Origin of the sequence: Pseudomonas graminis (genome assembly GCF_900111735.1) — a bacterium.
GTDB lineage: Bacteria > Pseudomonadota > Gammaproteobacteria > Pseudomonadales > Pseudomonadaceae > Aquipseudomonas > Aquipseudomonas graminis.
On record NZ_FOHW01000012.1, the window covers coordinates 44,754 to 68,472 of the forward strand.

General features: G+C 60.0%; 21 protein-coding genes. 14 read left to right on the forward strand and 7 right to left on the reverse strand.

Features of this window, described 5'->3' with window-relative positions:
• Positions 1-31: 31 nt before the first annotated feature.
• Positions 32-973 carry a CAF17-like 4Fe-4S cluster assembly/insertion protein YgfZ gene (ygfZ, locus tag BMY98_RS11290; protein ID WP_074888826.1) on the reverse strand — a complete coding sequence of 314 codons (942 nt, stop codon included), beginning with the start codon at positions 971-973 and terminating at the stop codon, positions 32-34.
• A gap of 143 nt (positions 974-1,116) precedes the next feature.
• On the opposite strand from ygfZ, the gene BMY98_RS11295 reads away from it, so the two are divergent.
• Both BMY98_RS11295 and BMY98_RS11300 read left to right on the forward strand, forming a co-directional pair.
• Positions 1,117-1,371, forward strand: a complete 255-nt coding sequence (locus tag BMY98_RS11295; protein WP_065992433.1) for an FAD assembly factor SdhE — start codon at positions 1,117-1,119, stop codon at positions 1,369-1,371.
• Positions 1,355-1,822 (forward strand): protein YgfX, encoded by a 468-nt coding sequence (locus BMY98_RS11300; RefSeq protein ID WP_074888829.1) that lies wholly within the window; start codon positions 1,355-1,357, stop codon positions 1,820-1,822. The genes BMY98_RS11295 and BMY98_RS11300 overlap by 17 nt, the downstream gene beginning before the upstream one ends.
• Here BMY98_RS11300 and nadB read toward each other — a convergent pair.
• Positions 1,791-3,407: an L-aspartate oxidase gene (nadB, locus tag BMY98_RS11305; protein ID WP_074888832.1), complete on the reverse strand. Its 1,617-nt coding sequence runs from the start codon at positions 3,405-3,407 to the stop codon at positions 1,791-1,793. The genes BMY98_RS11300 and nadB overlap by 32 nt on opposite strands.
• Before the next feature lie 495 nt (positions 3,408-3,902).
• Between nadB and rpoE the strand changes: the two genes are divergently transcribed.
• The 11 genes from rpoE to pdxJ all read left to right on the forward strand — a co-directional run bounded on the left by rpoE (position 3,903) and on the right by pdxJ (position 14,388).
• Positions 3,903-4,484, forward strand: a complete 582-nt coding sequence (rpoE, locus tag BMY98_RS11310; protein WP_037014368.1) for an RNA polymerase sigma factor RpoE/AlgU — start codon at positions 3,903-3,905, stop codon at positions 4,482-4,484.
• Between the two features lie 33 nt (positions 4,485-4,517).
• On the forward strand, positions 4,518-5,105 hold the full coding sequence (locus tag BMY98_RS11315; RefSeq protein WP_074888836.1) for a sigma-E factor negative regulatory protein: 588 nt from the start codon (positions 4,518-4,520) through the stop codon (positions 5,103-5,105).
• A gap of 8 nt (positions 5,106-5,113) precedes the next feature.
• Positions 5,114-6,076: a MucB/RseB C-terminal domain-containing protein gene (locus tag BMY98_RS11320; protein WP_074888839.1), complete on the forward strand. Its 963-nt coding sequence runs from the start codon at positions 5,114-5,116 to the stop codon at positions 6,074-6,076.
• Positions 6,077-6,368: 292 nt separating this feature from the next.
• Positions 6,369-7,805: a DegQ family serine endoprotease gene (locus BMY98_RS11325; RefSeq protein ID WP_074888842.1), complete on the forward strand. Its 1,437-nt coding sequence runs from the start codon at positions 6,369-6,371 to the stop codon at positions 7,803-7,805.
• A gap of 171 nt (positions 7,806-7,976) precedes the next feature.
• Positions 7,977-9,773 (forward strand): translation elongation factor 4, encoded by a 1,797-nt coding sequence (gene lepA, locus BMY98_RS11330; RefSeq protein WP_074888844.1) that lies wholly within the window; start codon positions 7,977-7,979, stop codon positions 9,771-9,773.
• Between the two features lie 9 nt (positions 9,774-9,782).
• Entirely contained in the window at positions 9,783-10,637 is an 855-nt protein-coding gene (lepB, locus tag BMY98_RS11335) for a signal peptidase I (RefSeq protein WP_074888847.1), read from the forward strand.
• A 100-nt stretch (positions 10,638-10,737) separates the two neighbouring features.
• Positions 10,738-11,115: a DUF4845 domain-containing protein gene (locus BMY98_RS11340; protein WP_074888850.1), complete on the forward strand. Its 378-nt coding sequence runs from the start codon at positions 10,738-10,740 to the stop codon at positions 11,113-11,115.
• Positions 11,112-11,801 carry a ribonuclease III gene (gene rnc / locus BMY98_RS11345; protein ID WP_074888853.1) on the forward strand — a complete coding sequence of 230 codons (690 nt, stop codon included), beginning with the start codon at positions 11,112-11,114 and terminating at the stop codon, positions 11,799-11,801. Before BMY98_RS11340 ends, rnc begins: the two co-directional genes overlap by 4 nt.
• Positions 11,794-12,696, forward strand: coding sequence for a GTPase Era (era, locus tag BMY98_RS11350; RefSeq protein ID WP_074888856.1), 903 nt, complete (start codon positions 11,794-11,796; stop codon positions 12,694-12,696). The genes rnc and era overlap by 8 nt, the downstream gene beginning before the upstream one ends.
• A 166-nt stretch (positions 12,697-12,862) precedes the next feature.
• Positions 12,863-13,552 carry a DNA repair protein RecO gene (recO, locus tag BMY98_RS11355; protein ID WP_074888859.1) on the forward strand — a complete coding sequence of 230 codons (690 nt, stop codon included), beginning with the start codon at positions 12,863-12,865 and terminating at the stop codon, positions 13,550-13,552.
• An 89-nt stretch (positions 13,553-13,641) separates the two neighbouring features.
• A complete protein-coding gene (gene pdxJ, locus BMY98_RS11360) occupies positions 13,642-14,388 on the forward strand; it encodes a pyridoxine 5'-phosphate synthase (protein ID WP_074888862.1) in 747 nt (248 codons plus the stop codon).
• Between the two features lie 168 nt (positions 14,389-14,556).
• Here pdxJ and cmoB read toward each other — a convergent pair whose 3' ends face one another.
• The 3 genes from cmoB to BMY98_RS11375 form a co-directional block, all read right to left on the reverse strand.
• On the reverse strand, positions 14,557-15,516 hold the full coding sequence (gene cmoB / locus BMY98_RS11365) for a tRNA 5-methoxyuridine(34)/uridine 5-oxyacetic acid(34) synthase CmoB (RefSeq protein WP_074888865.1): 960 nt from the start codon (positions 15,514-15,516) through the stop codon (positions 14,557-14,559).
• On the reverse strand, positions 15,513-16,292 hold the full coding sequence (gene cmoA, locus BMY98_RS11370) for a carboxy-S-adenosyl-L-methionine synthase CmoA (RefSeq protein ID WP_175514159.1): 780 nt from the start codon (positions 16,290-16,292) through the stop codon (positions 15,513-15,515). The genes cmoB and cmoA overlap by 4 nt, the downstream gene beginning before the upstream one ends.
• 119 nt (positions 16,293-16,411) lie before the next feature.
• Complete coding sequence (locus tag BMY98_RS11375) at positions 16,412-18,532, reverse strand: TonB-dependent siderophore receptor (protein ID WP_074888870.1); 2,121 nt, start codon at positions 18,530-18,532, stop codon at positions 16,412-16,414.
• A gap of 218 nt (positions 18,533-18,750) precedes the next feature.
• Here BMY98_RS11375 and BMY98_RS11380 point away from each other — a divergent pair, with 218 nt between their 5' ends.
• Positions 18,751-20,547: a methyl-accepting chemotaxis protein gene (locus BMY98_RS11380; RefSeq protein WP_074888873.1), complete on the forward strand. Its 1,797-nt coding sequence runs from the start codon at positions 18,751-18,753 to the stop codon at positions 20,545-20,547.
• A gap of 87 nt (positions 20,548-20,634) precedes the next feature.
• Here the strand turns inward: BMY98_RS11380 and BMY98_RS11385 are convergent, their stop codons facing one another.
• A complete protein-coding gene (locus tag BMY98_RS11385; protein WP_074888876.1) occupies positions 20,635-21,027 on the reverse strand; it encodes a protease inhibitor I42 family protein in 393 nt (130 codons plus the stop codon).
• A gap of 274 nt (positions 21,028-21,301) precedes the next feature.
• Positions 21,302-23,719, reverse strand: a complete 2,418-nt coding sequence (lon, locus tag BMY98_RS11390; RefSeq protein ID WP_074888879.1) for an endopeptidase La — start codon at positions 23,717-23,719, stop codon at positions 21,302-21,304.

Genomic DNA, 23,719 nt, shown 5'->3' on the forward strand with positions numbered 1-23,719 from the left:
CGCTGACGTCTTGCACATGCTTCAACCGGGTTCAACGCTGTGTTTCGAGCTTCGCGTCGAGGGTGTATGGCAAATCGTTTAATTGCAGGGCTTCGCCATCTGCCGCACCAAGGTGGATCCGACCGTCTTCCGCCGCATCCGCCTGCAAGACCGCCAGCACCTCGATCCCGACATCAGACCGGGCCGCGATCACAACGTTGCCTACCGCACTTGAATGAACTGGCGAAAACAGTGCAGAGCCCGCTTCGGGCAGTTCGGTGCCTCCCATGGTGAGGCGATACAGCCGGCGTTTCAGCTTGCCGAGGTATTGCATACGCGCCACGATTTCCTGGCCGGTGTAGCAACCTTTCTTGAAACTCACACCGCCCACGGCTTGCAGGTTGATCATCTGCGGAATGAACTCTTCGCGGGTCTGCCCGAACACCTGGCCGATGCCGGCGCGGATCTGCCCCAGCAGCCAGTCGTTCAGCGGCGCTTCTGGCACGTGGGCGATCAGCCGGCTGCGCACATCCTCGGCCTGCTCGGCACGCACCCACAATTCGGCGCGGGCAGGGGAGACGCGGACGGCGATGAGGTCATTGGCGCGGACGACCGAGTCGGTTTCCTGTGCGAGGTCGAGGCCGAGACTGACGAGCGCGCCGTCACCGTCCTGCAAACCGAATCGTACCCAGGACGCGCTTTCGTCGGTCAGTTTTGATTTGGAGAAGACTGCGTATTTCTTCAGGTCCAGCAATTGCGCTTCGATCAGCTCGCTGGCCATTGCCAGCAGCATGCCGTCACCTTCATGCAGGATGCGAAAGCTGGACTGCATGCGGCCTTTTTGCGTGCAGCGGGCACCGAGGGTGGCCCGGGCTTCGCCGAGGTAATCAATGTTGCAAGTCAGTTGGCCTTGCAGGAATTTGCCGGCATCCACGCCGCGAACGGCGAGCACACCTTCGTGGGACAGGGGACAGAAAAAAGCTGTAACGGCCATGAGTCATCGCAGGGGTAGAAGTCTGGGGGACCATCATAGTGCCGCGTGCCGCTAATGGGTATACGCAAAAAGCCGAGACCAACTCCAGGTACGCCCCGGGACGATGCGCCTGTATACTCGCCGGCAAATTCGAGGAGCACTCCATGGTCGAAGATGTTGAACTCAATCGCCTCTTTTGGCACAGCCGTCGCGGCATGCTCGAGCTGGACGTATTGCTGGTGCCGTTCGTCAAAGAAGTCTACCCGACGCTCAACCAGGTCGATCGCGACCTCTACGTGCGCCTGCTGACCTGTGAAGATCAGGACATGTTCGGCTGGTTCATGCAGCGCGCGGAATCCGAAGATCCGGAGCTGCAGCGCATGGTTCGGATGATCCTGGACCGTGTCCAGCCGAAGTGATCGTTTTGAATGCCGTTGGCGGCCCTCCCGTGCGCTGCTGACGGCATACCTCGTCGCGCAAGTTCTTGCGCTGGCGTCGACAGTTCTCCTTTCAATTCCCCTGTGGGCAAAGGCCGTCGTCGTTTTGCTGTGCGCCTTGCACGCATCACGCAGTCTTCGGATGTTCATTCTGCTCGATCAGCCGCAGTCTCCTGCCGGGCTGAGGCGGGACAGCAACGGCTGGGCTTTGTGGAACGAAGAGGGCGGCTGGCAGCCGGTGCAGCTACGTCCGGACAGCCTGGCGCTGCCGCACATGGTTGTGCTGCGTTTCAGAGCGGTGACGGGCCATTGGCTGAGCCGCTGGTGGGTGCGAAGCCTGTGCATCCCGGCAGACGCCATGGCGCCGGATAGCCACCGACGCCTGCGTTTGCGCCTGAAATTCAGCCGGCAAAGGTGGGCGGCACCAGAATAGTGTCCAGCGCTTCGGGCAGCATATCCGGGTAATCCAGCGTGTAGTGAAGCCCGCGGCTTTCTTTGCGCGCCATCGCCGAAGCAATCATCAGCTCTGCCACCTGGGCCAGGTTGCGTAACTCGATCAGATCCCGGCTGACCTTGTAGTTACTGTAGAACTCGTCGATCTCGTCCAGCAACAGCCGCACCCGATGCCGGGCGCGCTGCAGTCGCTTGTTGGTCCGCACGATGCCCACGTAGTCCCACATGAACCGACGCAGCTCATCCCAATTGTGGGCGATGATCACGTCCTCGTCGGAATCGGTTACCTGAGTCGCATCCCATGCCGGCAGGTTTTGCGGCTGCGGGACGTGATCGAGCTGGGTAACGATGTCTACCGCGGCGGAGCGGGCGTACACAAAGCATTCCAGCAGCGAGTTGCTGGCCATGCGGTTGGCGCCGTGCAGGCCGGTGAAGCTGGTCTCGCCGATTGCGTACAGCCCGGGCACATCGGTGCGGCCCTGTTGGTCAACCAGAACACCGCCACAGGTGTAGTGAGCCGCCGGAACCACGGGGATAGGCTGACGCGTGATGTCGATGCCGAACGTGAGGCAGCGCTCGTACACCGTCGGGAAGTGGCTCTTGATGAACTCTTCGGACTGGTGACTGATGTCCAGAAACACGCAGTCGGCGCCCAGGCGTTTCATCTCGTGGTCAATGGCGCGGGCAACGATGTCGCGTGGCGCCAGCTCGGCCCGTGGGTCAAAACGCTGCATGAAGCGCTCGCCATTGGGCAGCTTCAGGTGAGCGCCTTCGCCGCGCAGGGCTTCGGTAATCAGAAAGCTCTTGGCTTGCGGGTGATAGAGGCAGGTAGGGTGGAACTGGTTGAACTCAAGATTGCCCACGCGGCAGCCCGTACGCCAGGCCATCGCGATGCCGTCGCCGCAAGCGCCGTCGGGGTTGCTGGTGTACAGGTAGACCTTCGCCGCGCCGCCGGACGCCAGAATGGTGAAGCGCGCGCTGTGGGTGTCGACCTCTCCCGTCGAACGATCCAGCACGTAAGCGCCCAGGCAGCGCTGCCCATCGAGCCCCAGCCGGGGCTCGGTGATGAGATCGACCGCCACGCGCTGTTCCAGTAATTCGATATTGGGGCGTGCGCTGGCCTGCGCCAGCAAGGTGCGGAAGATTGCAGCACCGGTGGCGTCGGCGGCGTGAATGATCCGGCGGTGGCTGTGCCCCCCTTCGCGGGTGAGGTGAAACTCGAAACCGCCGTCCACGACGGTCGACGGGTCATCCCGGGTAAAGGGCACGCCAAGGTCGATCAGCCACTGAATGGCCTCGCGGCTGTGCTCGACGGTAAACCGGACTGCGTCCTCATTGCACAGACCGCCGCCCGCGTTGAGGGTGTCTTCCACATGGGACTGTATGGTGTCGGCGTCATCCAGCACCGCCGCGACACCGCCTTGGGCCCAGAACGTCGAACCGTTCGCCAGATCACCTTTGCTGAGGACCGCCACGCGCAAATGCCCGGGCAATGTCAGTGCAAGACTCAAACCGGCTGCGCCGGACCCTATTACCAATACGTCGTGCTGGAAATGCTGACTCATCTCAGGTACCGGCGTCTAAATGGCCACTAGTATAAGCAAGTGCGGAACGGCACAATGTCCGCGCTTTATGGCAACGGTGAATCACGGTGGGAGCGGAGTGTGCGCCAACCCGCAATGTCCCGCACCCCGTTTGATGGACGCGATCTTTCCTACAGCTTCATATGGATTGAGTCCTACAACTGACGGGGCATGTGTCTTACGTCCAATAATGAACGGCGGGAACTTTTCACGAACCTGTACGTTCAATAGTGGGTTGCCCATAAAGGAACAGCGTCGACGTTGCGCAGTGGCAGTTTTCAGCCAGTACCAACGGTTTTGACGACAAGATTATTTACGCAGCCGACCTGGTTCGAGCGGCGTTTTCTGTGCGGGCAGCAGACGCCCGCCGGAAACTTGCTTGAAGGGGGGAGAACTTTTGCTTAAAGCCCGAGTCTATGTTTGCAAGCCTGCGAAAGAGCCGATGCGATGCTCCTTTAAGCTTTATGAGGAGTGTTCATGCTAACCCAGGAAGAAGATCAGCAGCTGGTTGAGCGTGTACAACGCGGCGACAAGCGAGCATTTGATCTGCTAGTGGTGAAATATCAGCACAAGATTCTTGGGTTGATCGTGAGATTCGTTCACGACACCCACGAAGCCCAGGATGTTGCGCAAGAGGCGTTTATCAAAGCCTACCGCGCGCTTGGTAACTTCCGCGGTGACAGTGCGTTTTATACGTGGCTGTACCGTATCGCCATCAACACGGCGAAGAACTATCTGGTGTCGCGAGGTCGGCGGCCGCCGGATAGCGATGTCAGATCGGAAGACGCGGAGTTCTATGATGGCGATCACGGCCTCAAGGACATCGAGTCGCCAGAACGGGCATTGCTGCGGGATGAGATCGAGGGCACTGTCCATCGAACCATTCAGCTACTGCCAGAAGATTTGCGTACAGCTTTAACTTTGCGTGAGTTCGACGGTCTGAGTTACGAAGACATTGCCAGTGTCATGCAATGTCCGGTTGGTACCGTGCGCTCTCGCATTTTTCGCGCTCGGGAAGCCATCGACAAAGCCTTGCAACCTCTGTTGCAGGAAACCTGAGACAGCGGCGATAGCCACAAGAGAGGAACCGCCATGAGTCGTGAAGCCCTGCAGGAATCGCTGTCCGCGGTGATGGATAACGAAGCGGACGAACTGGAACTGCGTCGCGTGCTTAGCGCCATTGAAGATGCTGATACACGCGCCACCTGGTCCCGTTATCAGATTGCCCGTGCAGCGATGCATAAAGAACTATTGATGCCTCATCTGGATATATCGGCTGCCGTTGCTGCCGGGATCGCCGATGAAGTCAGCCCGCTCAAGGCCGGCCGTGGCCCTTGGCGCACAATGGGTCGTCTGGCGGTAGCCGCCTCGGTGACTGTGGCCGTTCTGGCCGGCGTGCGTTTGTACAATCAGGACGAAATTGCAGGGGCGCAACTGGCTCAGCAATCTCAGCCGGCCACCGTTGCAATGCCGCAGGCGAAAGGCCCGGCAGTGTTGGCAGGCTACACCGAGGGCGAGCAGTCCCCGGGTCCGATGGCGAGCGGTGTGCTGCAGAACCAGGCTGGCTGGCATGACCAGCGTCTGCCGGGTTACCTTCGTCAGCATGCACAGCAAGCTGCAATGAAAGGCGCTGAAGGCGCTCTGCCATATGCTCGTGCTGCAAGCCTGGAAAACCGTTAAGGAGGATCATGCGCGCCATCCCTCTATTGCCGATTCTGCTTGGTGGATGGCTGGTCCTTCCAGCTCATGCCGATGATGCGCAAGACAATCTGAAGCGTCTTGCGCAGGCAGAGCAGCAACAAAGCTATACCGGCACATTCGTCTACGAGCGTAACGGTAGCTTCTCTACTCACCGAATCTGGCAGCGCGTTACCGACGGCAAGGTTCGGGAGCATCTTCTTCAACTGGATGGCTCTCCTCAGGAAGTACTGCGCGTTGATGGGGTTACCCAGTGCGTCAGCGGTACCCTCGAGGAGGGCGTGTCCAGCGTCCCCGATTCTCCGGCGCGAGCCTTCGATGCCGCCAGGTTGTCATCCTGGTATGACATCAAGTCGGCAGGTACGTCACGTGTGGCCGGACGCCTGGCCAATGTCGTGACACTCACGCCTCGTGATCAGCACCGTTACGGCATCGAACTTCACCTCGACAATGAAACTGGCTTGCCGCTGAAGTCATTGTTGCTCAGCGACAAGGGCCAATTGCTCGAGCGTTTTCAATTCACTGATCTCAATACCTCGCAGCCACTGACCGATCAGATGCTGTCGCCAGGTGCTGACTGCAAGCCGGTCGAAGTGGTCAAGTCCAAGGCTGATGCGCCCAGGCAGAAGGTTGCATGGCGCTCCGACTGGCTGCCTCCTGGTTTTGATCTGAGCAGTGCTGCCGCCCGCAAGGACCCGGATTCCAAGAGCCTGGTGACGAGCCTGATGTATGACGATGGTCTCGCCCGTTTCTCGGTGTTCGTCGAGCCAGTCACCGGCGCAGCTGTCACGGACATTCGTACCCAGTTGGGTCCGACCGTTGCTGTCTCCCGCCGCGTAACAACGCAGAAGGGTGATGCAATGGTAACCGTGGTCGGCGAGATCCCGATCGGTACGGCCGAGCGCATCGCGTTGTCGATGCGAGATGACGCTGCGTCCACGAGCAAAAACTGATTCTGCACACCGGTGATGGTCACCATGAAAAAGGTTTCATTTGGCCGTTTCACGTTCACAAGCCTGTAAATATGGGCTTCACTGGTACTGCTGAAATGTTTAGTGCGCTTTGTCGGTTGCAATCGGATGTGTTTTTTTCTATAGGTCACAGCTTCGCAGCTGTGGCCTTTGTTGTTTCAGGGTCCAGGAAACTGGAGCAGATACAGGCGTCGCTGGAAACTGCGACGTACAGATGCTTCGCGAGCCTGCGGGCTCGTACCGCTTAACCATGCTCGTTGTAAACGGGAGCCATATGTCGATACCACGTTTGAAACCTTACCTGGCCTGGATGGCCGCTGTGCTGATGCTTGGACAGGTCGTCACCGCTCAGGCCGAAGCCCTGCCGGACTTCACCTCTCTGGTGGAGCAGGCTTCCCCTGCAGTCGTCAACATCAGCACGCGTCAGAAGTTGCCGGATCGCTCGGTTGCCCAGGGTCAGATGCCTGACATGGAAGGCCTGCCGCCGATGCTTCGCGAATTCCTCGAGCGCAGCACGCCGCCAGGATCCCGTGCGCCGGGAGGCGGCAAGGGCGATCGTCAGCGTGAGGCTCAGTCATTGGGCTCGGGCTTCATCATTTCCGCTGACGGCTTCATCCTGACCAACAATCACGTGATCGATGGCGCTGACGAGATTCTCGTGCGTCTTTCAGATCGCAGCGAGATGAAGGCCAAGCTGATCGGCACGGATCCACGTACCGACGTCGCGGTGCTGAAGATCGATGGCAAGGATCTTCCTACCGTCAAGCTGGGTAACTCCGACAAACTGAAGGTCGGTGAGTGGGTGCTGGCGATCGGCTCGCCGTTCGGCTTCGATCACTCGGTGACCAAAGGCATCGTCAGTGCCAAGGGCCGCAGTCTGCCGAATGACACGTACGTGCCGTTCATTCAGACCGACGTGGCGATCAACCCGGGTAACTCGGGTGGGCCGCTGTTCAACATGGCGGGCGAAGTGGTGGGGATCAACTCGCAGATATTCACCCGTTCCGGTGGTTTCATGGGCCTGTCGTTCGCGATCCCCATCGACGTGGCGATGGACGTTGCCAACCAGCTCAAGGCCAGCGGCAAGGTCAATCGTGGCTGGCTGGGTGTCGTGATTCAGGAAGTGAACAAAGACCTGGCCGAGTCCTTCGGTCTGGACAAGCCGGCCGGTGCGCTGGTGGCTCAAGTACTCGAAGACGGACCGGCCGCCAAAGGTGGTTTGCAGGTCGGCGACGTGATCCTGAGCGCCAATGGCACGCCGATCGTGATGTCCGCAGATCTGCCGCACTTGATCGGCAATTTGAAGGATGGCAGCAAGGCCGAGCTCGAAGTGATTCGTGACGGCAAGCGTCAGAAGCTCACCGTGACCGTGGGTGCATTGCCGGCCGAAGGCGAAGAGATGGGCGCGGCCGACACCGGTGTCGAGCGCAGCAGCAACCGCCTGGGCGTGTCGGTGGTCGATCTGACCGCTGAACAGATGAAGTCGCTGGACCTGAAGGGCGGCGTCGTTATCAAGGAAGTTCAGGAGGGTCCTGCTTCCCTGATCGGTTTGCAGGCGGGTGATGTCATCACTCACTTGAATAACCAGGCCATCACGTCGTCCAAGCAGTTCACTGAAGTAGCCAAGGGCCTGCCGAAGAACCGCTCTGTCTCCATGCGCGTTCTGCGTCAGGGCCGTGCGACGTTCATCACGTTCAAACTGGCGGAATAACCCGTCGGGAACAGCAAAAAGGAGCGGTCAGACCGCTCCTTTTTTTGTGCCCTGGCGGTGCATGGCGGGCATGGCCTGTGCGTGAACGTGACGCCTGATCGTTCCTTCAGGTACAATTCCCGGCTATTTTTGGCGGGCAGTCTGCCTGCGACCTTTTTCGAGTGTTGATCCGTGAGTGATTTGAGTCATATCCGCAATTTCTCCATCATCGCCCACATTGACCATGGCAAGTCGACGCTGGCTGACCGGTTCATCCAGATGTGCGGCGGCCTTACCGAGCGCGAGATGGAAGCTCAGGTGCTGGATTCCATGGACCTGGAGCGTGAGCGCGGGATTACGATCAAAGCCCACAGCGTCACGCTTTATTACAAGGCGAAGGACGGGATCACCTACCAGCTCAACTTCATTGATACCCCCGGGCACGTTGACTTCACCTACGAAGTCAGCCGCTCGCTGGCAGCGTGTGAAGGTGCGTTGCTGGTGGTGGATGCCGGCCAGGGCGTTGAAGCCCAATCCGTCGCCAACTGCTACACCGCTATCGAACAGGGCCTGGAAGTCATGCCGGTCCTGAACAAGATCGACCTGCCCCAGGCCGATCCGGACCGGGTCAAGGAAGAGATCGAAAAGATCATCGGCATCGATGCCACCGACGCCGTGGCCTGTAGCGCCAAGACAGGCCTGGGCGTCGACGAAGTGCTCGAGCGTCTGGTCCACACCATCCCCGCGCCGACCGGCAACATCGAAGATCCGCTGCAAGCGCTGATCATCGATTCGTGGTTCGACAACTATCTGGGCGTTGTTTCCCTGGTGCGTGTGCGTCACGGCCGCGTCAAGAAAGGCGACAAGATTCTGGTCAAGTCGACCGGCAAGATGCACCTGGTCGACAGCGTGGGCGTGTTCAACCCCAAGCACAGCGCCACCGCTGATCTGAAAGCCGGTGAAGTGGGCTTCATCATCGCCGGCATCAAGGACATTCATGGTGCGCCCGTGGGCGACACCCTGACCCTGAGCACCACGCCGGACGTCCCGGTGCTGCCCGGCTTCAAGCGTATCCAGCCGCAGGTCTACGCCGGTCTGTTCCCGGTCAGCTCCGATGACTTCGAGGACTTCCGCGACGCCCTGCAAAAGCTGACGCTGAATGACTCATCCCTGCAATATCTGCCGGAAAGCTCCGACGCGCTGGGCTTTGGCTTCCGCTGCGGCTTCCTCGGCATGCTGCACATGGAGATCATCCAGGAGCGCCTCGAGCGCGAGTACGACCTGGACCTGATCACCACTGCGCCGACGGTAATCTTCGAGCTGCTGCTGAAGACCGGTGAAACCATTTACGTCGACAACCCGTCGAAATTGCCAGACCTGTCCACCATCGAGGACATGCGCGAACCGATCGTGCGGGCGAATATCCTTGTGCCTCAAGAGCACCTGGGCAACGTCATTACGCTGTGTATCGAGAAGCGTGGCATCCAGCACGATATGCTGTTCCTCGGTTCGCAGGTGCAAGTGACCTACGATTTGCCGATGAACGAAGTGGTTCTGGATTTCTTCGACCGACTGAAGTCGACCAGCCGTGGTTATGCCTCGCTGGACTACCATTTCGATCGTTATCAGTCGGCCAATCTGGTTCGCCTGGACGTGATGATCAACGGCGACAAGGTCGACGCTCTGGCGCTGATCGTGCACCGTGACAACGCCGCCTACAAAGGCCGCGCGTTGACTGAAAAGATGAAAGAACTGATTCCTCGTCAGATGTTCGACGTGGCAATCCAGGCCGCCATTGGCGGCCAGATTATCGCGCGTACAACCGTCAAGGCGCTCAGAAAGAACGTACTGGCCAAATGTTACGGTGGCGACGTCAGCCGTAAGCGCAAGCTGCTCGAGAAGCAGAAGGCCGGTAAGAAACGCATGAAGCAGGTTGGCAACGTGGAAATTCCACAAGAAGCCTTCCTTGCAGTGCTCAGGTTGGAATAGTCAGGCCCTATGTCACTAAATTTCCCGCTGTTGCTGGTCGTCGCCGTGTTTGTCTGCGGTTTGTTGGCCCTGTTCGATCTGATCATATTGGCGCCGCGTCGCCGCAACGCGATAGCGAACTATCAGGGCAGCGTGAGCCAGCCTGATGTCGCGGTCGTGGAGCGGTTGAACAAGGAGCCGTTTCTTGTCGAATACGGCAAATCGTTCTTTCCGGTGTTGTTCATCGTTCTGGTCCTGCGCTCGTTTCTGGTTGAGCCGTTCCAGATCCCGTCGGGCTCGATGAAGCCAACGCTGGACGTGGGCGATTTCATTCTGGTCAACAAGTTCTCGTACGGCATCCGCCTGCCGGTGATCGACCTCAAGGTCATCCCGGTCGGAGACCCGCAGCGTGGTGACGTGATGGTGTTCCGCTACCCAAGCGACCCCAACGTCAACTACATCAAACGCGTCGTCGGCCTGCCAGGGGATGTGATTCGCTACACCAACGACAAGCAGTTGTTCATCAATGGTCAGTTGGTGGCCAAGCAGTTGATCGGTTCGGAGCCGGGCACGCTGGGCAGCGCAGAGCTCTACAACGAGAAGCTGGGCGAGGTGGAACACCAGATCCGTCAGGAAATGAGCCGCTACCGCGCGCCGCCTGATCATGAATGGACCGTTCCGGCCGCGCATTACTTCATGATGGGCGACAACCGCGACAACTCGAATGACAGCCGTTACTGGGATGACCCCAATATTCCCAAGGACGAGCTGGGCATGGTCCCCGACAAAAACATCGTCGGCAAAGCCTTTGCAGTCTGGATGAGCTGGCCTGAGCCCAAACTCAGCCACTTTCCGAACTTCTCGCGAGTCGGTCTGATCAAGTAATCGATGCGGCGCTGCCACTGGCAGCGCCGTATGTCATTCAGGGCCATGTTGCGTGGCCGATCTCGCAGGTGACAGGGAAGGGCTACTCTTGAAAGCAATCATGACGTCTGCCGGTCCGCAAAAAGGCCTCTCGTTCATCGGCTGGCTTGTGCTGCTGGCGGTTCTGGCCTTCGTCGGAAGCGCTGCCGCCAAGATCGTGCCGCACTACATGGACTACCTGTCGATGAAGAAAATCATCGAAAGTGCCGGCACTGATCGCACGGCAGACATCACCAACGCCGGTGACCTTTACGCCTACGTGGCCAAAGGCATGCAGGTTAATAACATTCGGGATTTGGATTTGAACAAGGCGTTAACTGTGACGACGGAGAACAACAGGTTCCTCGCCCATTTGAACTACGAAAAACGTGAGTCACTGATCCAGAACATCGATCTGGTGGTCAAGTTCGACCACGAATTCAGCGTGGGTAAACCGTGAGCGTTTCATTGAGTCGCCTGGAGCGTCAGCTCGGCTATACCTTCAAGGATCAGGAGCTGATGATCCTGGCCCTGACCCACCGCAGCTTTGCCGGACGCAACAACGAGCGTCTGGAATTCCTCGGTGATGCCATTCTCAACTTCGTCGCCGGCGAAGCGCTGTTCGAGCGTTTCCCCCAGGCGCGTGAAGGTCAGTTGTCCCGTCTGCGCGCCCGTCTGGTGAAAGGCGAGACCCTTGCCCTTCTGGCCCGCGGTTTCGATCTGGGCGAGTACCTGCGCCTGGGCTCGGGCGAGCTGAAGAGCGGCGGCTTTCGCCGTGAGTCGATTCTGGCTGACGCGCTGGAAGCCCTGATCGGCGCGATCTACCTCGATGCCGGGATGGACATGGCAAGGGATCGCGTGCTCGCCTGGCTCGCCAGCGAGTTCGAAACCCTGACGCTGGTCGATACCAACAAAGACCCGAAAACACGGCTGCAGGAATTCCTTCAGTCACGCGCCTGCGAACTGCCGCGCTATGAAGTGGTGGATATCCAGGGCGAGCCGCATTGCCGAATCTTCTTCGTCGAATGCGAGATCTCTTTATTGAATGAAAAAAGCCGGGGACAAGGCGTCAGCCGTCGCATTGCCGAACAGGTAGCAGCGGCCGCAGCCCTTATCGCCCTGGGTGTGGAGAATGGCAATGACTGATTCACCTGCAACACGCTGTGGCTATGTTGCCATCGTTGGCCGGCCAAACGTGGGCAAGTCGACGTTGCTGAACCACATCCTCGGCCAGAAACTGGCGATCACCTCGCGCAAGCCGCAGACCACGCGGCACAACATGCTCGGCATCAAGACCGAGGGCGCCGTGCAGGCGGTCTATGTCGATACGCCCGGCATGCACAAGAACAGCGACAAAGCGCTTAACCGCTACATGAACAAGACCGCCTCGGCAGCGTTGAAAGACGTCGACGTGGTGATTTTCGTGGTAGACCGCACCAAGTGGACCGAAGAAGACCAGATGGTCCTCGAGCGCGTCCAGTACGTGACCGGCCCGCTGATCGTGGCGTTGAACAAGACCGACCGTATCGAAGACAAGAGCGCGCTGATGCCGCATTTGTCCTGGCTGCAGGAGCAACTGCCGAACGCCCAGATCATTCCGATCTCGGCGCAGCAGGGCCACAACCTGGAAGCGCTGGAAAAGGTCATCGCCGACCATCTGCCGGAGAATGAGCACTTCTTCCCGGAAGATCAGATCACCGACCGCAGCAGCCGCTTTCTCGCGGCAGAGCTGGTGCGTGAGAAGATCATGCGTCAGCTCGGTGCCGAGTTGCCGTATCAGATCACCGTCGAGATCGAGCAATTCAAGCAACAGGGCAAGACACTGCATATCCACGCGCTGATTCTGGTCGAGCGTGACGGGCAGAAGAAAATCATCATTGGCGACAAGGGCGAGCGCATCAAGCGCATCGGCTCGGACGCGCGCCGCGACATGGAAGTGCTGTTCGATTCCAAGGTCATGCTGAATCTGTGGGTCAAGGTCAAAGGCGGCTGGTCCGATGACGAGCGTGCGTTGCGTTCGCTGGGTTACGGCGACTTGTAATCTGAGCCGTCTGGTCGTACCGAACACTTGTGGGAGCGAGCTTGCTCGCGAAGAGGATGTGACATTCAGCATTTGATGTTGGGTGGGATCGCCTGTTCGCAGGCAACCTCACTCCCACAGTCGTTTCAGATTGCCCGTTCCGCCGCGTTCTTTCATCGAGATAGTCATGTCACAGACCCCTCCCGTCGGTCAGCGCGCCTATGTACTGCACAGCCGTGCGTACCGCGAAAACAGCGCGTTGGTCGATTTCATCACGCCGCAGGGTCGCTTGCGTGCGGTGTTGCGCAGCGCTCGGGGTAAGGCGGGGACGATGGCGCGGCCGTTCGTGCCGCTGGAAGTCGAGTTTCGCGGGCGGGGCGAGTTGAAGAACGTGGGGCGGATGGAAGGCGCAGGGATTGCCGCATGGCTGGAAGGCGAGGCGCTGTTCAGCGGTCTTTATCTCAACGAATTGCTGATTCGCCTGTTGCCCGCCGAAGACCCGCACCCTGGGGTCTTCGAACATTACGCCGCGACGCTCGTTGCATTGGCCGAAGGACGCGCGCTGGAGCCATTGCTGCGCTCTTTCGAGTGGCGGCTGCTGGACGATCTCGGTTACGGCTTTGCGCTGGACGCGGACGTCAACGGCGACCCATTGGCCAGCGACGGCATGTACCGGCTTCAGGTGGATGCAGGCCTTGAGCGGGTTTATCTGTTCCAGCCGGGCTTGTTTCAAGGTGCCGAATTGCATGCGATGTCTGAAGCGGACTGGACTTCGCCGGGCGCACTGTCGGCGGCCAAGCGTCTGATGCGCCAGGCGCTTGCGGTGCATCTGGGCGGGCGCCCGCTGGTCAGCCGTGAATTGTTTCGCAAACTCTAGCGTCCTGCGGCGCAAACCTAGAAAATCCTTCCTCGCTTGCGCAATCAGCCGCTACTGGCTGGCACCGCTTCAGTTATCAGGAGAACCCCGTGACCCATAGCACCCGCATTCTGCTCGGCGTGAACATCGACCACGTTGCTACCCTGCGGCAGGCCCGAGGGACGCGCTATCCCGATCCGGTCAAGGCAGCGCTGGATGCCGAGGAAGCTGGTGCCGACGGCATCACCGTGCATTTGCGTGAGGACCGCCGGCACATTCAGGAACGCGATGTGTTGCTGCTCAAAGACGTGCTGCAGACCCGGATGAATTTCGAGATGGGCGTCACCGAAGCGATGATGGCATTCGCCGAGCGCATCCGGCCTGCGCACATTTGCCTGGTGCCGGAAACCCGGCAGGAACTGACCACCGAGGGCGGGCTGGATGTGGCCGGTCAGGAAGCGCGCATCGAGGCGGCGGTCGAGCGGTTGTCGGCCATCGGCAGCGAGGTGTCGTTGTTCATCGACGCAGATGAGCGCCAGATTGCAGCGTCGGCCCGGGTCGGCGCGCCGGCCATCGAACTGCATACGGGCCGTTATGCCGATGCCGAAACCCCGGCGGAAGTGGCCGAAGAGCTCAAGCGTATTGCCGATGGCGTCGCTTTTGGGCTGGCCCAGGGCCTGATCGTCAACGCCGGCCATGGCTTGCACTATCACAACGTTGAAGCCGTCGCTGCGATCAAGGGCATCAACGAATTGAACATCGGCCACGCGCTGGTGGCCCACGCTCTGTTTGTCGGTTTCAAGTCGGCGGTGTCAGAGATGAAGGCGTTGATTCTGGCGGCTGCAGCGAAGGCCTGACGCCATACGTGTAGGAGCGCGCTTGCCCGGGACTGGGTTCTGTCAGTGAGTGAAGACTAACCTGATACACCGCAATCGCGGGCAAGCGCGCTCCTACAGGTAATGCGTCGGCAGTTATATCTGCGGTGTTGTCATCTTTGATCGGCGCGCGGTGGCGACTTTCAGCAGTTAAGGCTTGCGCCCCACGATCACCGCACGCCTCGGTGCCGGCAGTCCTTCTACGGTCTTGCTGTGATCCGCCGGATCGAGGAAGTCGCTCAACGACTGAAAGCGCATCCAGTCAGTGCCCCGTTGTTCTTCGACCGTGGTGGTGCTGACATCGACGCAGCGCACGTCGACGAAACCCGCGCGGCGCAGCCACAGTTCCAGCGCGGGCACTGACGGCAGAAACCACACGTTGCGCATCTGCGAGTAGCGGTCTTCCGGCACCAGCACCTGATTCGCGTCGCCTTCCACCACCATGGTTTCCAGCACCAGTTCGCCGCCTTTGACCAGGCAATCCTTCAGCGCCAGCAGGTGATCGATGGGCGATTTGCGGTGGTAGAGCACGCCCATGGAAAACACCGTGTCGAAACCCTCCAGCCGCGCCGGCAGATCTTCCAGGGTAAATGGCAGATGCCACGCCGGCAGATCCGGCAGGTAACGCTGCATGGCCTGGAACTGGCAGAAGAACAGCCAGTTGGGGTCGACGCCAATCACGCTGTCTGCGCCAGCGCCCAACATGCGCCACTGGTAATAGCCGTTACCGCAGCCCACATCCAGGACGCGCTTGCCTTTCAGATCAAGGTGCGGCGACACCCGGGACCATTTCCAGTCCGAACGCCATTCGGTGTCGACGTGCACGCCGAACACCTCAAAAGGGCCTTTGCGCCATGGTGACAGACCCATCAGTGCGGCGCGGGTCTGCTCGCGAGTGGCATCGTCACAGTCGGCGTCGAGGATGAAATCGTCCTTGAGCTCGACGCGGCTCGGCGTCAGGTCAGGCAAGGCATTCAGGGCGCCTTGCCAGCGTTCGAGGTCGCCGTGACCCTTTTCCATCTTCGCGTCGAGTTGCGCCTGCAGCCCTTGGGCCCAGGCATACAGTGGCGTGCCCGCCAGACGGCGGACCAGAGGAGCGAGATCAATCATGGCAGGGCAATCAACGAGGCGAAATTAAGGCACTGGAACCAGGGCACGACTTTGCTGAAACCAGCGGCGAGCAAGCGTTCGCGGTGCTGCTCTAGGCTGTCGGGCTTCATCACGTTTTCGATCGCGCTGCGTTTCTGCGCGATCTCCAGTTCGCTGTAACCGTTGGCGCGCTTGAAGGCGACGTGCAGATCGGTGAGCAGCGCGTGCTCTTCGGTGTCATCAAAGCGCAGTTTCTCCGACAGGATCAGCGCGCCGCCGGGCAGCAGCGACTGGCGGATTCGAGTCAACAGGGTCACGCGTTGTTCGGGGGCGATGAATTGCAGGGTGAAGTTCAGGGCGACCACCGAAGCCGGCTCAAACGCTAGATTCAAGATATCGCCTTCGATGACCTCCACAGGCAGCAGCTCCTGGTACATCGAGTCCTGAGCGTTCAGGTATTCCCGGCAGCGCTCGACCATGGCCGATGAGTTGTCGATGGCAATCACCCGGCAGTCTTCAGTGCGCACATGTCTGCGCAACGCCTGAGTGACGGCGCCCAGCGAACTGCCCAGGTCATAGAGTACGCTGTGGGGCTGGGCGAATTGCGCCGCGAGCACGCCGAGGTTTTCAACGATGGTCGGGTAGCCCGGCACCGAGCGCTTGATCATGTCCGGGAACACCCGCACCACGTCTTCGTTGAAGGCGAAGTCGGGCACTTGGGGCAGCGGATGGGCGAATAGGCGATCGGGTTCTGGGCTCACGGCGATTCCGGGGGGACAAGGCGAAAAGTGCGGCATTTTAGCCAATTCCAGCCCTTGGCTGGAACCTCATCTCATCGCTCGTGTGCCGACCGTGCCCCCGCCGCTTGAAAGCCGCGCCCGGTTACGGGTGCGCGGCCAGGACTCAAGCCATACAATCAGTACTTCCAGCTTACCGATGCGGTGAGGTTGCGTGGATCGCCGAAGTTGCTCTGGTTGTAGCGCAGGCTCTGTTGGTATTTCTCGTTGGTGAGGTTGTTGAGGTTGAACTGGGTGCTCCAGTGCTGATCGATGTCGTAGCGGGTCATCAGGCCGATGAGCGCGTAGGCGTCCTGGCGGGCGGCCGGCGAGTCGTCGTTCTGAGTCTTGCTCTGCCAGCTCAGGCTGCCGCCGACCTTGACCTTCGGTGCCATCGGCAACTGGTAGGTCATCGACGACGTCAGGGCGTGGCGCGGGATGAATCTGCGCGCACGGCTGTCGTTGTCGTCGGTGATGTACACGTAGGTGTAGCCGCCGTTGATTTGCAGGCCTGGCGCCACTTCGCCCGACGCTTCCAGCTCAAGGCCGCTGCTGTCGTAGGACATCGCCTCGTACACATAGCCGCCCAGGTTGGCGTCATAGGTGGAACTGCCCGGCACGTTGTCCTGCTTGGCATGGAACACCGCTGCGCTGACGTTGAGCTTCTTGTCCAGCAACTGACCTTTGATGCCCGCTTCGTAGCTTTTGCCTTCAAGCGGATCGAGCACCCGGCCTTGGCCGTCGAGGTAATACTGCGGATTGAAGACTTCGGTGTAACTGGCGTACAGCGCGTATTCGGGGGTCAGGTCGTAGACGATACCGGCATACGGCGTGACTTTGCCGTGAATGCGCACCTCCCGCGCCGAGCCATAGTTGTCGCCATTGCTGTCCGCGCTGAGCATGCGTGCGCCCGTGATCACATGCAGGTCGTCAGTCAGGCTGAAACGCGCGCCGGCGTAAACGCTCTTCTGGCGATCGGTGTAGTTCGACGTCGCAGCGGGTAACGCGGCGGCGTAGGTCGGCCGCGGCAGGTAGCCGTGCAGGGCATCTTCAAGGCTCACAGGCGAGTAGTTGAGGACGTCGCCGTACTGCGAGGATTCGCGATTGCGCTGGCGTGCAGCGTTCGCCCCCAGCGTGAGTTGATGTTCTCGACCGCCCAGCGTGAACGGCCCGCTCAGCGAGTAGTCGCCACTGAGTTCGAGGCTCTTGTCCTTGTATTTGGAGCCCAGCCCGGTGTAACCGGTGGGTGAGGTGCTGTCGCCGTACATGTAGAACATCTCGGTGTCTTCGCGGTGCTCGGCGCCGGCGACGGTCAGCTTCGACCTCCAGTCGTTGGCGAAGGTGTGCTCCCACTCGGCAAACGCACGTTGCGTGTGAACGTCCCAATGCACCCACGGCTGGGAAATATTGGCGTGGGTACTGCTGTAATGAATGGCGTTGCCATTGCCGTCGACCAGCGGCAGTGCGCCCCAGCTTGAGCCATTGGCGTTGGTTTTCTGGTCTTCGTAACCAAGGGTCAGCGTGTCGCTGTCGCTCAGGTCGAACGCCAGCAGACCGCTGAAGATGTTCTTCTCGCGGGAGTAACGATCAAGGTATGAGTTGCCGTTTTCGTTGGCGTAGATGACGCGCCCGCGCACGTTGCCCGAGTCGGTCAGAGGGCCTGAGACGTCGATGTCCACCCGGCGTTTGTCCCAGGAACCGGCGGTCACATCAATCTTTGCCTGGGGATCGTAAGTCGGGCGTTTACGGATGAAGTTGACCGTGGCCGAGGGGTTGCCGGCCCCGGACATCAAGCCGTTGGCGCCGTGAACGATATCCACCTGTTCGTAGGGCGCCAGGTCGATGTCGCCCACCAGCAAACCATTGGTCATCGGCATGGCCGTGCCGTCGTACTGGAAGTTGTTGATGTCGAAACCGCGGGCGGTGAAGTAGGTGCGGTCTGTTTCGACTTTCTGCACATTGACGCCGGGGGTGCTGGTCAATACGTCGCGGATGCTGTTGAGCTTGAAGTCATCCATTTGCCCGCGCTTGATGTTGGTCACACCCTGGGGTGTTTCTTGGTTGGTCAGGTCCAGCCGAGTGGTGGTGCTGCTGGGTTTACCCTGGTATCCCTGCGGGTTGCCAGTGTCGCCGTAGGTGGCGGTTGACGTCACGTCAGTAGCTGGCAGGCTGAGCGCTGTCTCTTCTGCATTCGCTGTGTTGAGCACGCTCAGGGCAATTAACGAAAGGGCCTTTGGGCAAAAGGGGATCGAGTGACGCATGGCGGGCAAAGCTCCGGCGAATGTAACAAATGATGATGGTTCTCAATTATCGGTAAGTTAATGTTGAGAATCAATGTCATTTATTCCTTGCGCAGGTGTTGCTTGTAGCGCTGACCATGATCGCGTGCCCTTAACCCGCAGCATTAAAGCTTTGGCCCCGTCAGTCGAAACACCATAATTCGCAACCCATTTCATTACCTGGCACAGGGAACCGTGGCATGCATGCGTTCAAGGCGTTGTACGAGTCCATCGAGCGGCAGTTTTTCGATTCTTTGACCAAGAAGCTGTCGAGCCTTTTTCTGATGGTGGTGGTGAGTGCCGTGGTGTACTGGGTGGCTGTGAGCCTGCGCGCGGACATTCTGCTGCAGTTGCGCAGCGCGCAGCTGCCGGCGGGGACCCTCAGCGTTATCGAGGGCAAACTCGATGTGCTGAGCAATGCCATTCTAGGCAGCACGCTGTTTACCCTGTGTCTGGTCAGCTTCATGGTCTGGTATTTCCGGCACTTGATCGTGCGGCCGGTGACCCAGATGACCCTGGCGCTGGAAGGCATTGCCAATGGCGAGGGCGACCTGTCCAAGGACTTGCCGCTGTTGACCCACGATGAAATTCGCGTGCTGGCGAGCACCTGCAACCGCTTTCTCGCCAAGCAGCGGGAGATCATCAGCAGCGTTCAGGCGCTGACCGTGCACATTGCCGTGGAGTCCGCGCGCTCGTTGAAAAACATCAGTGATTCCAGCGACAGTGCGACCCATCAGGCGCGCTTCGCCAGGGAAGTCATGGAGCAGAGCAACGACGCAGTCGGGCGGATTGCCGAGGTGTCCCGGCAGACCCAGGGCATTTCCGGGACCACCGCGCAGAACCTCAGCATGGCCCGCGATTCCTATACCGAACTGCTGGAAGTCACGGGCAACATCAGTGAGATTTCCACCAGCCTGAATGAGTTCGGCACGCTGGTTTCGGCGCTGAACCAACGCTCATCGAGCATCAAATCCATCGTCGGGCTGATTCAACAGATTTCCTCGCAGACCAACCTTCTGGCGCTCAACGCGGCGATCGAGGCGGCGCGTGCGGGGGAGAGCGGGCGTGGTTTCGCGGTGGTTGCCGACGAAGTCCGGACCCTGGCCCAGAACGTCAGCCGCGCCACCGAGGACATTTCCCAGAACATCGACGCCATGTTGCTGGAAGTCAGCTCGACCCACGAGCAGACCACTCAGATCAGTCATAGCGCCCGGGAAACCCAGAAAGTGGTCGAGCGCGCGTCGGGACATTTTGAAAGCATGATCGGCGACTTTGAATCCACCCACATCAAGCTGGAGGACATCGCCTCGCACATCTTGCAGTTCGCCGACAGCAACACCGGCATCAACAACCGCGTCACCCAGATTCACGCGGACAGCCAGTCCATCGACCAGCGCATGCAGCATTCCGCCACCGCCACCCGCGATCTGTCGGGCGTGGCTGAAAAGGTCCAGGCGCTGCTGGGCCGGTTTGTCCTTGGGCATGGCGCGCTGGACGCCGGCATTACCCGCGCCAGTCATTGCCGTGACCGGCTCCAGGTGCGTCTGGCCGCGCTGCAACGTGAGGGCGTTAACCTGTTCGATCAGAACTACAAACTGATTCCCGGTACCGATCCCAAGCAATACACGACCAGCTACAGCGAGCGCTTCGCCCAGATCTGTCAGGAAGAGTGCGACGCGCTGACTAAAGGCACGCTGGGGGGCAAGGTCACCTTCATCGTCGACACCAAGGGCTACTGCCCGGTGAATAACAGCTGGGTGTCGAAAAAACCTACGGGCGATCGGGCTATAGACCTACCGGTCTGCCGGAACAAGCGCATGTTTTCCGACCCCATCGGCCTGCGCGCAGCGGCTAACAAACAGCGCTTCCTGCTGCAAACGTACCTGCGCGACACTGGCGAAATCATGACCGAAATCGACGTGCCGTTCTTCTTCGACGGTCGTCATTGGGGCAACTTGCGCATGGGCTTCGATGCCTCGCAATTACTGGCCGAATAACAGCGACCCACGCCAATGCCCAGCGACTGATCAGCCGGTCGCGGGCATCGTCGTTCCTGCGCGGGCGAGCGTGGCGTCAGCAGGTGCTCAGTTCACCGTGATGACGCAATCGAAGCTGCGCTCTGGCGCTACTTCTGGAGCCCAGGGCTGTCGATAGACCATCATCAGATGGCCCGTGCCGGGATTGGCGGCTCGGTAGCGCCAGACTGACTGACCGCCTTCACCGACCAATCCGACGTCTTTGGAAGAATTAAATACCTCAGGCCCGAGGCTGCCGAGTATCGACGGCGCCGGGTTTTGCACCAGCCAGCGGTAACCGGTCGTGGGATTGCTGGGCAGCATCAGCATGAGGGTCTGGCCGGTTTTGAGGGTGAGGGGGCAGTCTTGCTGATCGTCGAGGGAAACGATTTGTCTAGGCGTCTGGGCGCAGGCGGCAAGGAGGGAAAGGCTGAGCGGGACGAGCAGGCGGGCGGGGGTCATGAAGGCTCCGGTCATAGGCAACATGGGAGGGAGCATAACCGAAGATTCAGAAACCTGGCAGAAGGTCGCCTGGTGTACATGCGGAGCTGGCGGGTGACGCAGTACAAATTGCAGGAGCGCGCTTGCCCGCGAAGACGCAGGCACGAACGACGAATATGCGTCGGATCAGCCGGCCTCTTCGCGGGCAAGCGCGCTCCTACAAGTTCTGCGCTAGCGCAGCGCTGACGTTCGGCGTTGGCCGGTCGTCGCCGCTGCGCAGTCGCGGAGGCTGTGCTTAAAACAATATCTTCGCCACATCCGCAAAGCGTTTGGCGAAGTGCGCGGTGATGCCTTCTTTCAGGTAATCCGGCAGTTCTTCAAAGTTGCCGCGGTTGGCTTCCGGCAGGATCAGTTCGTAGATCTTCTGCCGACGCGCCGCGATCACCTTCTCCCGCACGCCGCCAATCGGCAGTACGTGCCCGGTCAGGGTCAGTTCGCCGGTCATGGCCACGCCTTTTTTCGGCGCCTGATTACGCGCCAGGGACAGCAGCGCGCTGGCCATGGTCACGCCGGCACTTGGCCCGTCTTTGGGCGTCGCACCCTCTGGCACGTGCAGGTGAACGAAGGCTTCGTCGAAGAAGCTCTTATCGCCGCCAAACTTCGCCAGATTCGAGCTGACGTAGCTGTAGGCGATTTCGGCAGATTCCTTCATCACGTCGCCTAACTGGCCGGTGAGCTTGAAGCCGCGGTTGAGCGTATGGATGCGCGTGGCTTCGATCGGCAGCGTCGCGCCACCCATGCTGGTCCAGGCCAGGCCGGTGATCACGCCGGTGCCCGACAACACTTGCTCATTGCGGAACACCGCCATGCCCAGCGAGGCTTCCAGCTCTTTCGGGCCGATTTTGACCACGGTGTCCGGGTTGTCCAGCAGCTTGACCACGGCCTTTCGCACCAACTTGCCCAGCTGTTTTTCCAGCTGCCGCACGCCGGCTTCCCGCGCGTACCCTTCAATCACCGCGCGAAGTGCACTGTCGCTGATCATCAGGCTGTTTTTCGAGACACCGGCCTTGGCCAGTTGCTTGGGCCACAGATGGCGTTTGGCGATGGCGAGCTTTTCTTCGGTGATATAGCCGGACAGGCGAATCACTTCCATACGGTCCAGCAGCGGGCCGGGAATCGAATCCAGGGTGTTCGCGGTGCAAATGAACAGCACCTTCGAAAGATCCAGACGCAGGTCGAGGTAGTGGTCCAGGAATTCGACGTTCTGCTCCGGGTCCAGGGTTTCGAGCAGCGCCGAGGCCGGGTCGCCCTGGAAGCTCTGGCCCATCTTGTCGATCTCGTCGAGCATGATGACCGGGTTCATCACTTCCACGTCTTTCAGCGCCTGCACCAGCTTGCCCGGTTGGGCGCCGATGTAGGTGCGACGGTGGCCTTTGATCTCGGCCTCGTCGCGCATGCCGCCGACGCTGAAACGGTAGAACGGACGGCCCAGGGATTCTGCGATTGACTTGCCAACGCTGGTTTTACCTACGCCCGGCGGGCCGACCAGCAGCACGATGGAACCGGAGATTTCGCCTTTGTAGGCGCCGACGGCGAGGAACTCGAGAATGCGGCTCTTGATGTCATCAAGGCCGGCGTGGTGCTGATCGAGCACCTTGCGCGCATGTTTCAGGTCGAGCTTGTCGTCACCGAACACGCCCCACGGCACCGAGCTTGCCCAGTCCAGGTAGTTGCGCGTGACGGCGTACTCCGGCGAGCCGGTTTCCAGCACCGACAGCTTGTTGATCTCTTCGTCGATGCGCTTGCGTGCCTGCGGCGGCAGGGTCTTGCCCACCAGACGCTCTTCGAACTGTTCGATGTCAGCGCTGCGATCGTCCTTGGTCAGACCCAGCTCCTGCTGAATGACCTTCAGTTGTTCCTTGAGGAAGAATTCGCGCTGATGCTCGCCGATCTTGCGGTTCACTTCGGCGGAGATTTCTTTCTGCAGGCGAGCAACTTCGACTTCCTTGCGCAGCATCGGCAGGACTTTTTCCATGCGCTTGAGCACGGGCACGCAGTCGAGCACCTGCTGCAGTTCGACGCCCGTGGCGGAGGTCAGGGCAGCGGCGAAATCCGTGAGCGGGGAAGGATCGTTGGGGCTGAAGCGATTGAGGTAGTTCTTCAATTCTTCGCTGTACAGCGGATTGAGCGGTAGCAGTTCCTTGATCGCATTGATCAGCGCCATGCCGTAGGCCTTGACCTCATCGGTCGGCTCGTTAGGCTGGTGCGGGTATTCGACCTCCACCAGAAACGGCGGGCGGTGATGCTTGAGCCAGGTCTTGATGCGCACGCGGCTCAGGCCCTGGGCGACGAACTGCAGCTTGCCGTTTTCACGGCTGGCGTGGTGCACCTTGACCAGCGTGCCGTACTCCGGCAACGCCTTGGTGTCGAAATGACGGGGGTCGTCGGGCGGGGTGTCCATGAAAAACAGCGCCAGCGAGTGGTGATCAGACTTGCTGACCAGCTCCAGCGTTTCGGCCCAGGGCTCTTCATTGACGATGACCGGCAGCACTTGTGCGGGAAAGAAGGGACGATTGTGGATCGGGATGATGTACACCTGATCCGGTAGATTCTGGCCGGGAAGGGCGAGACGCTTACTGTCGGAGCCGAGGATTTCGTGCTCGTGATCGTCGTCCGGGTGCGGCTGGTTGGCGTCGGATTGCTGGTCGCTCAT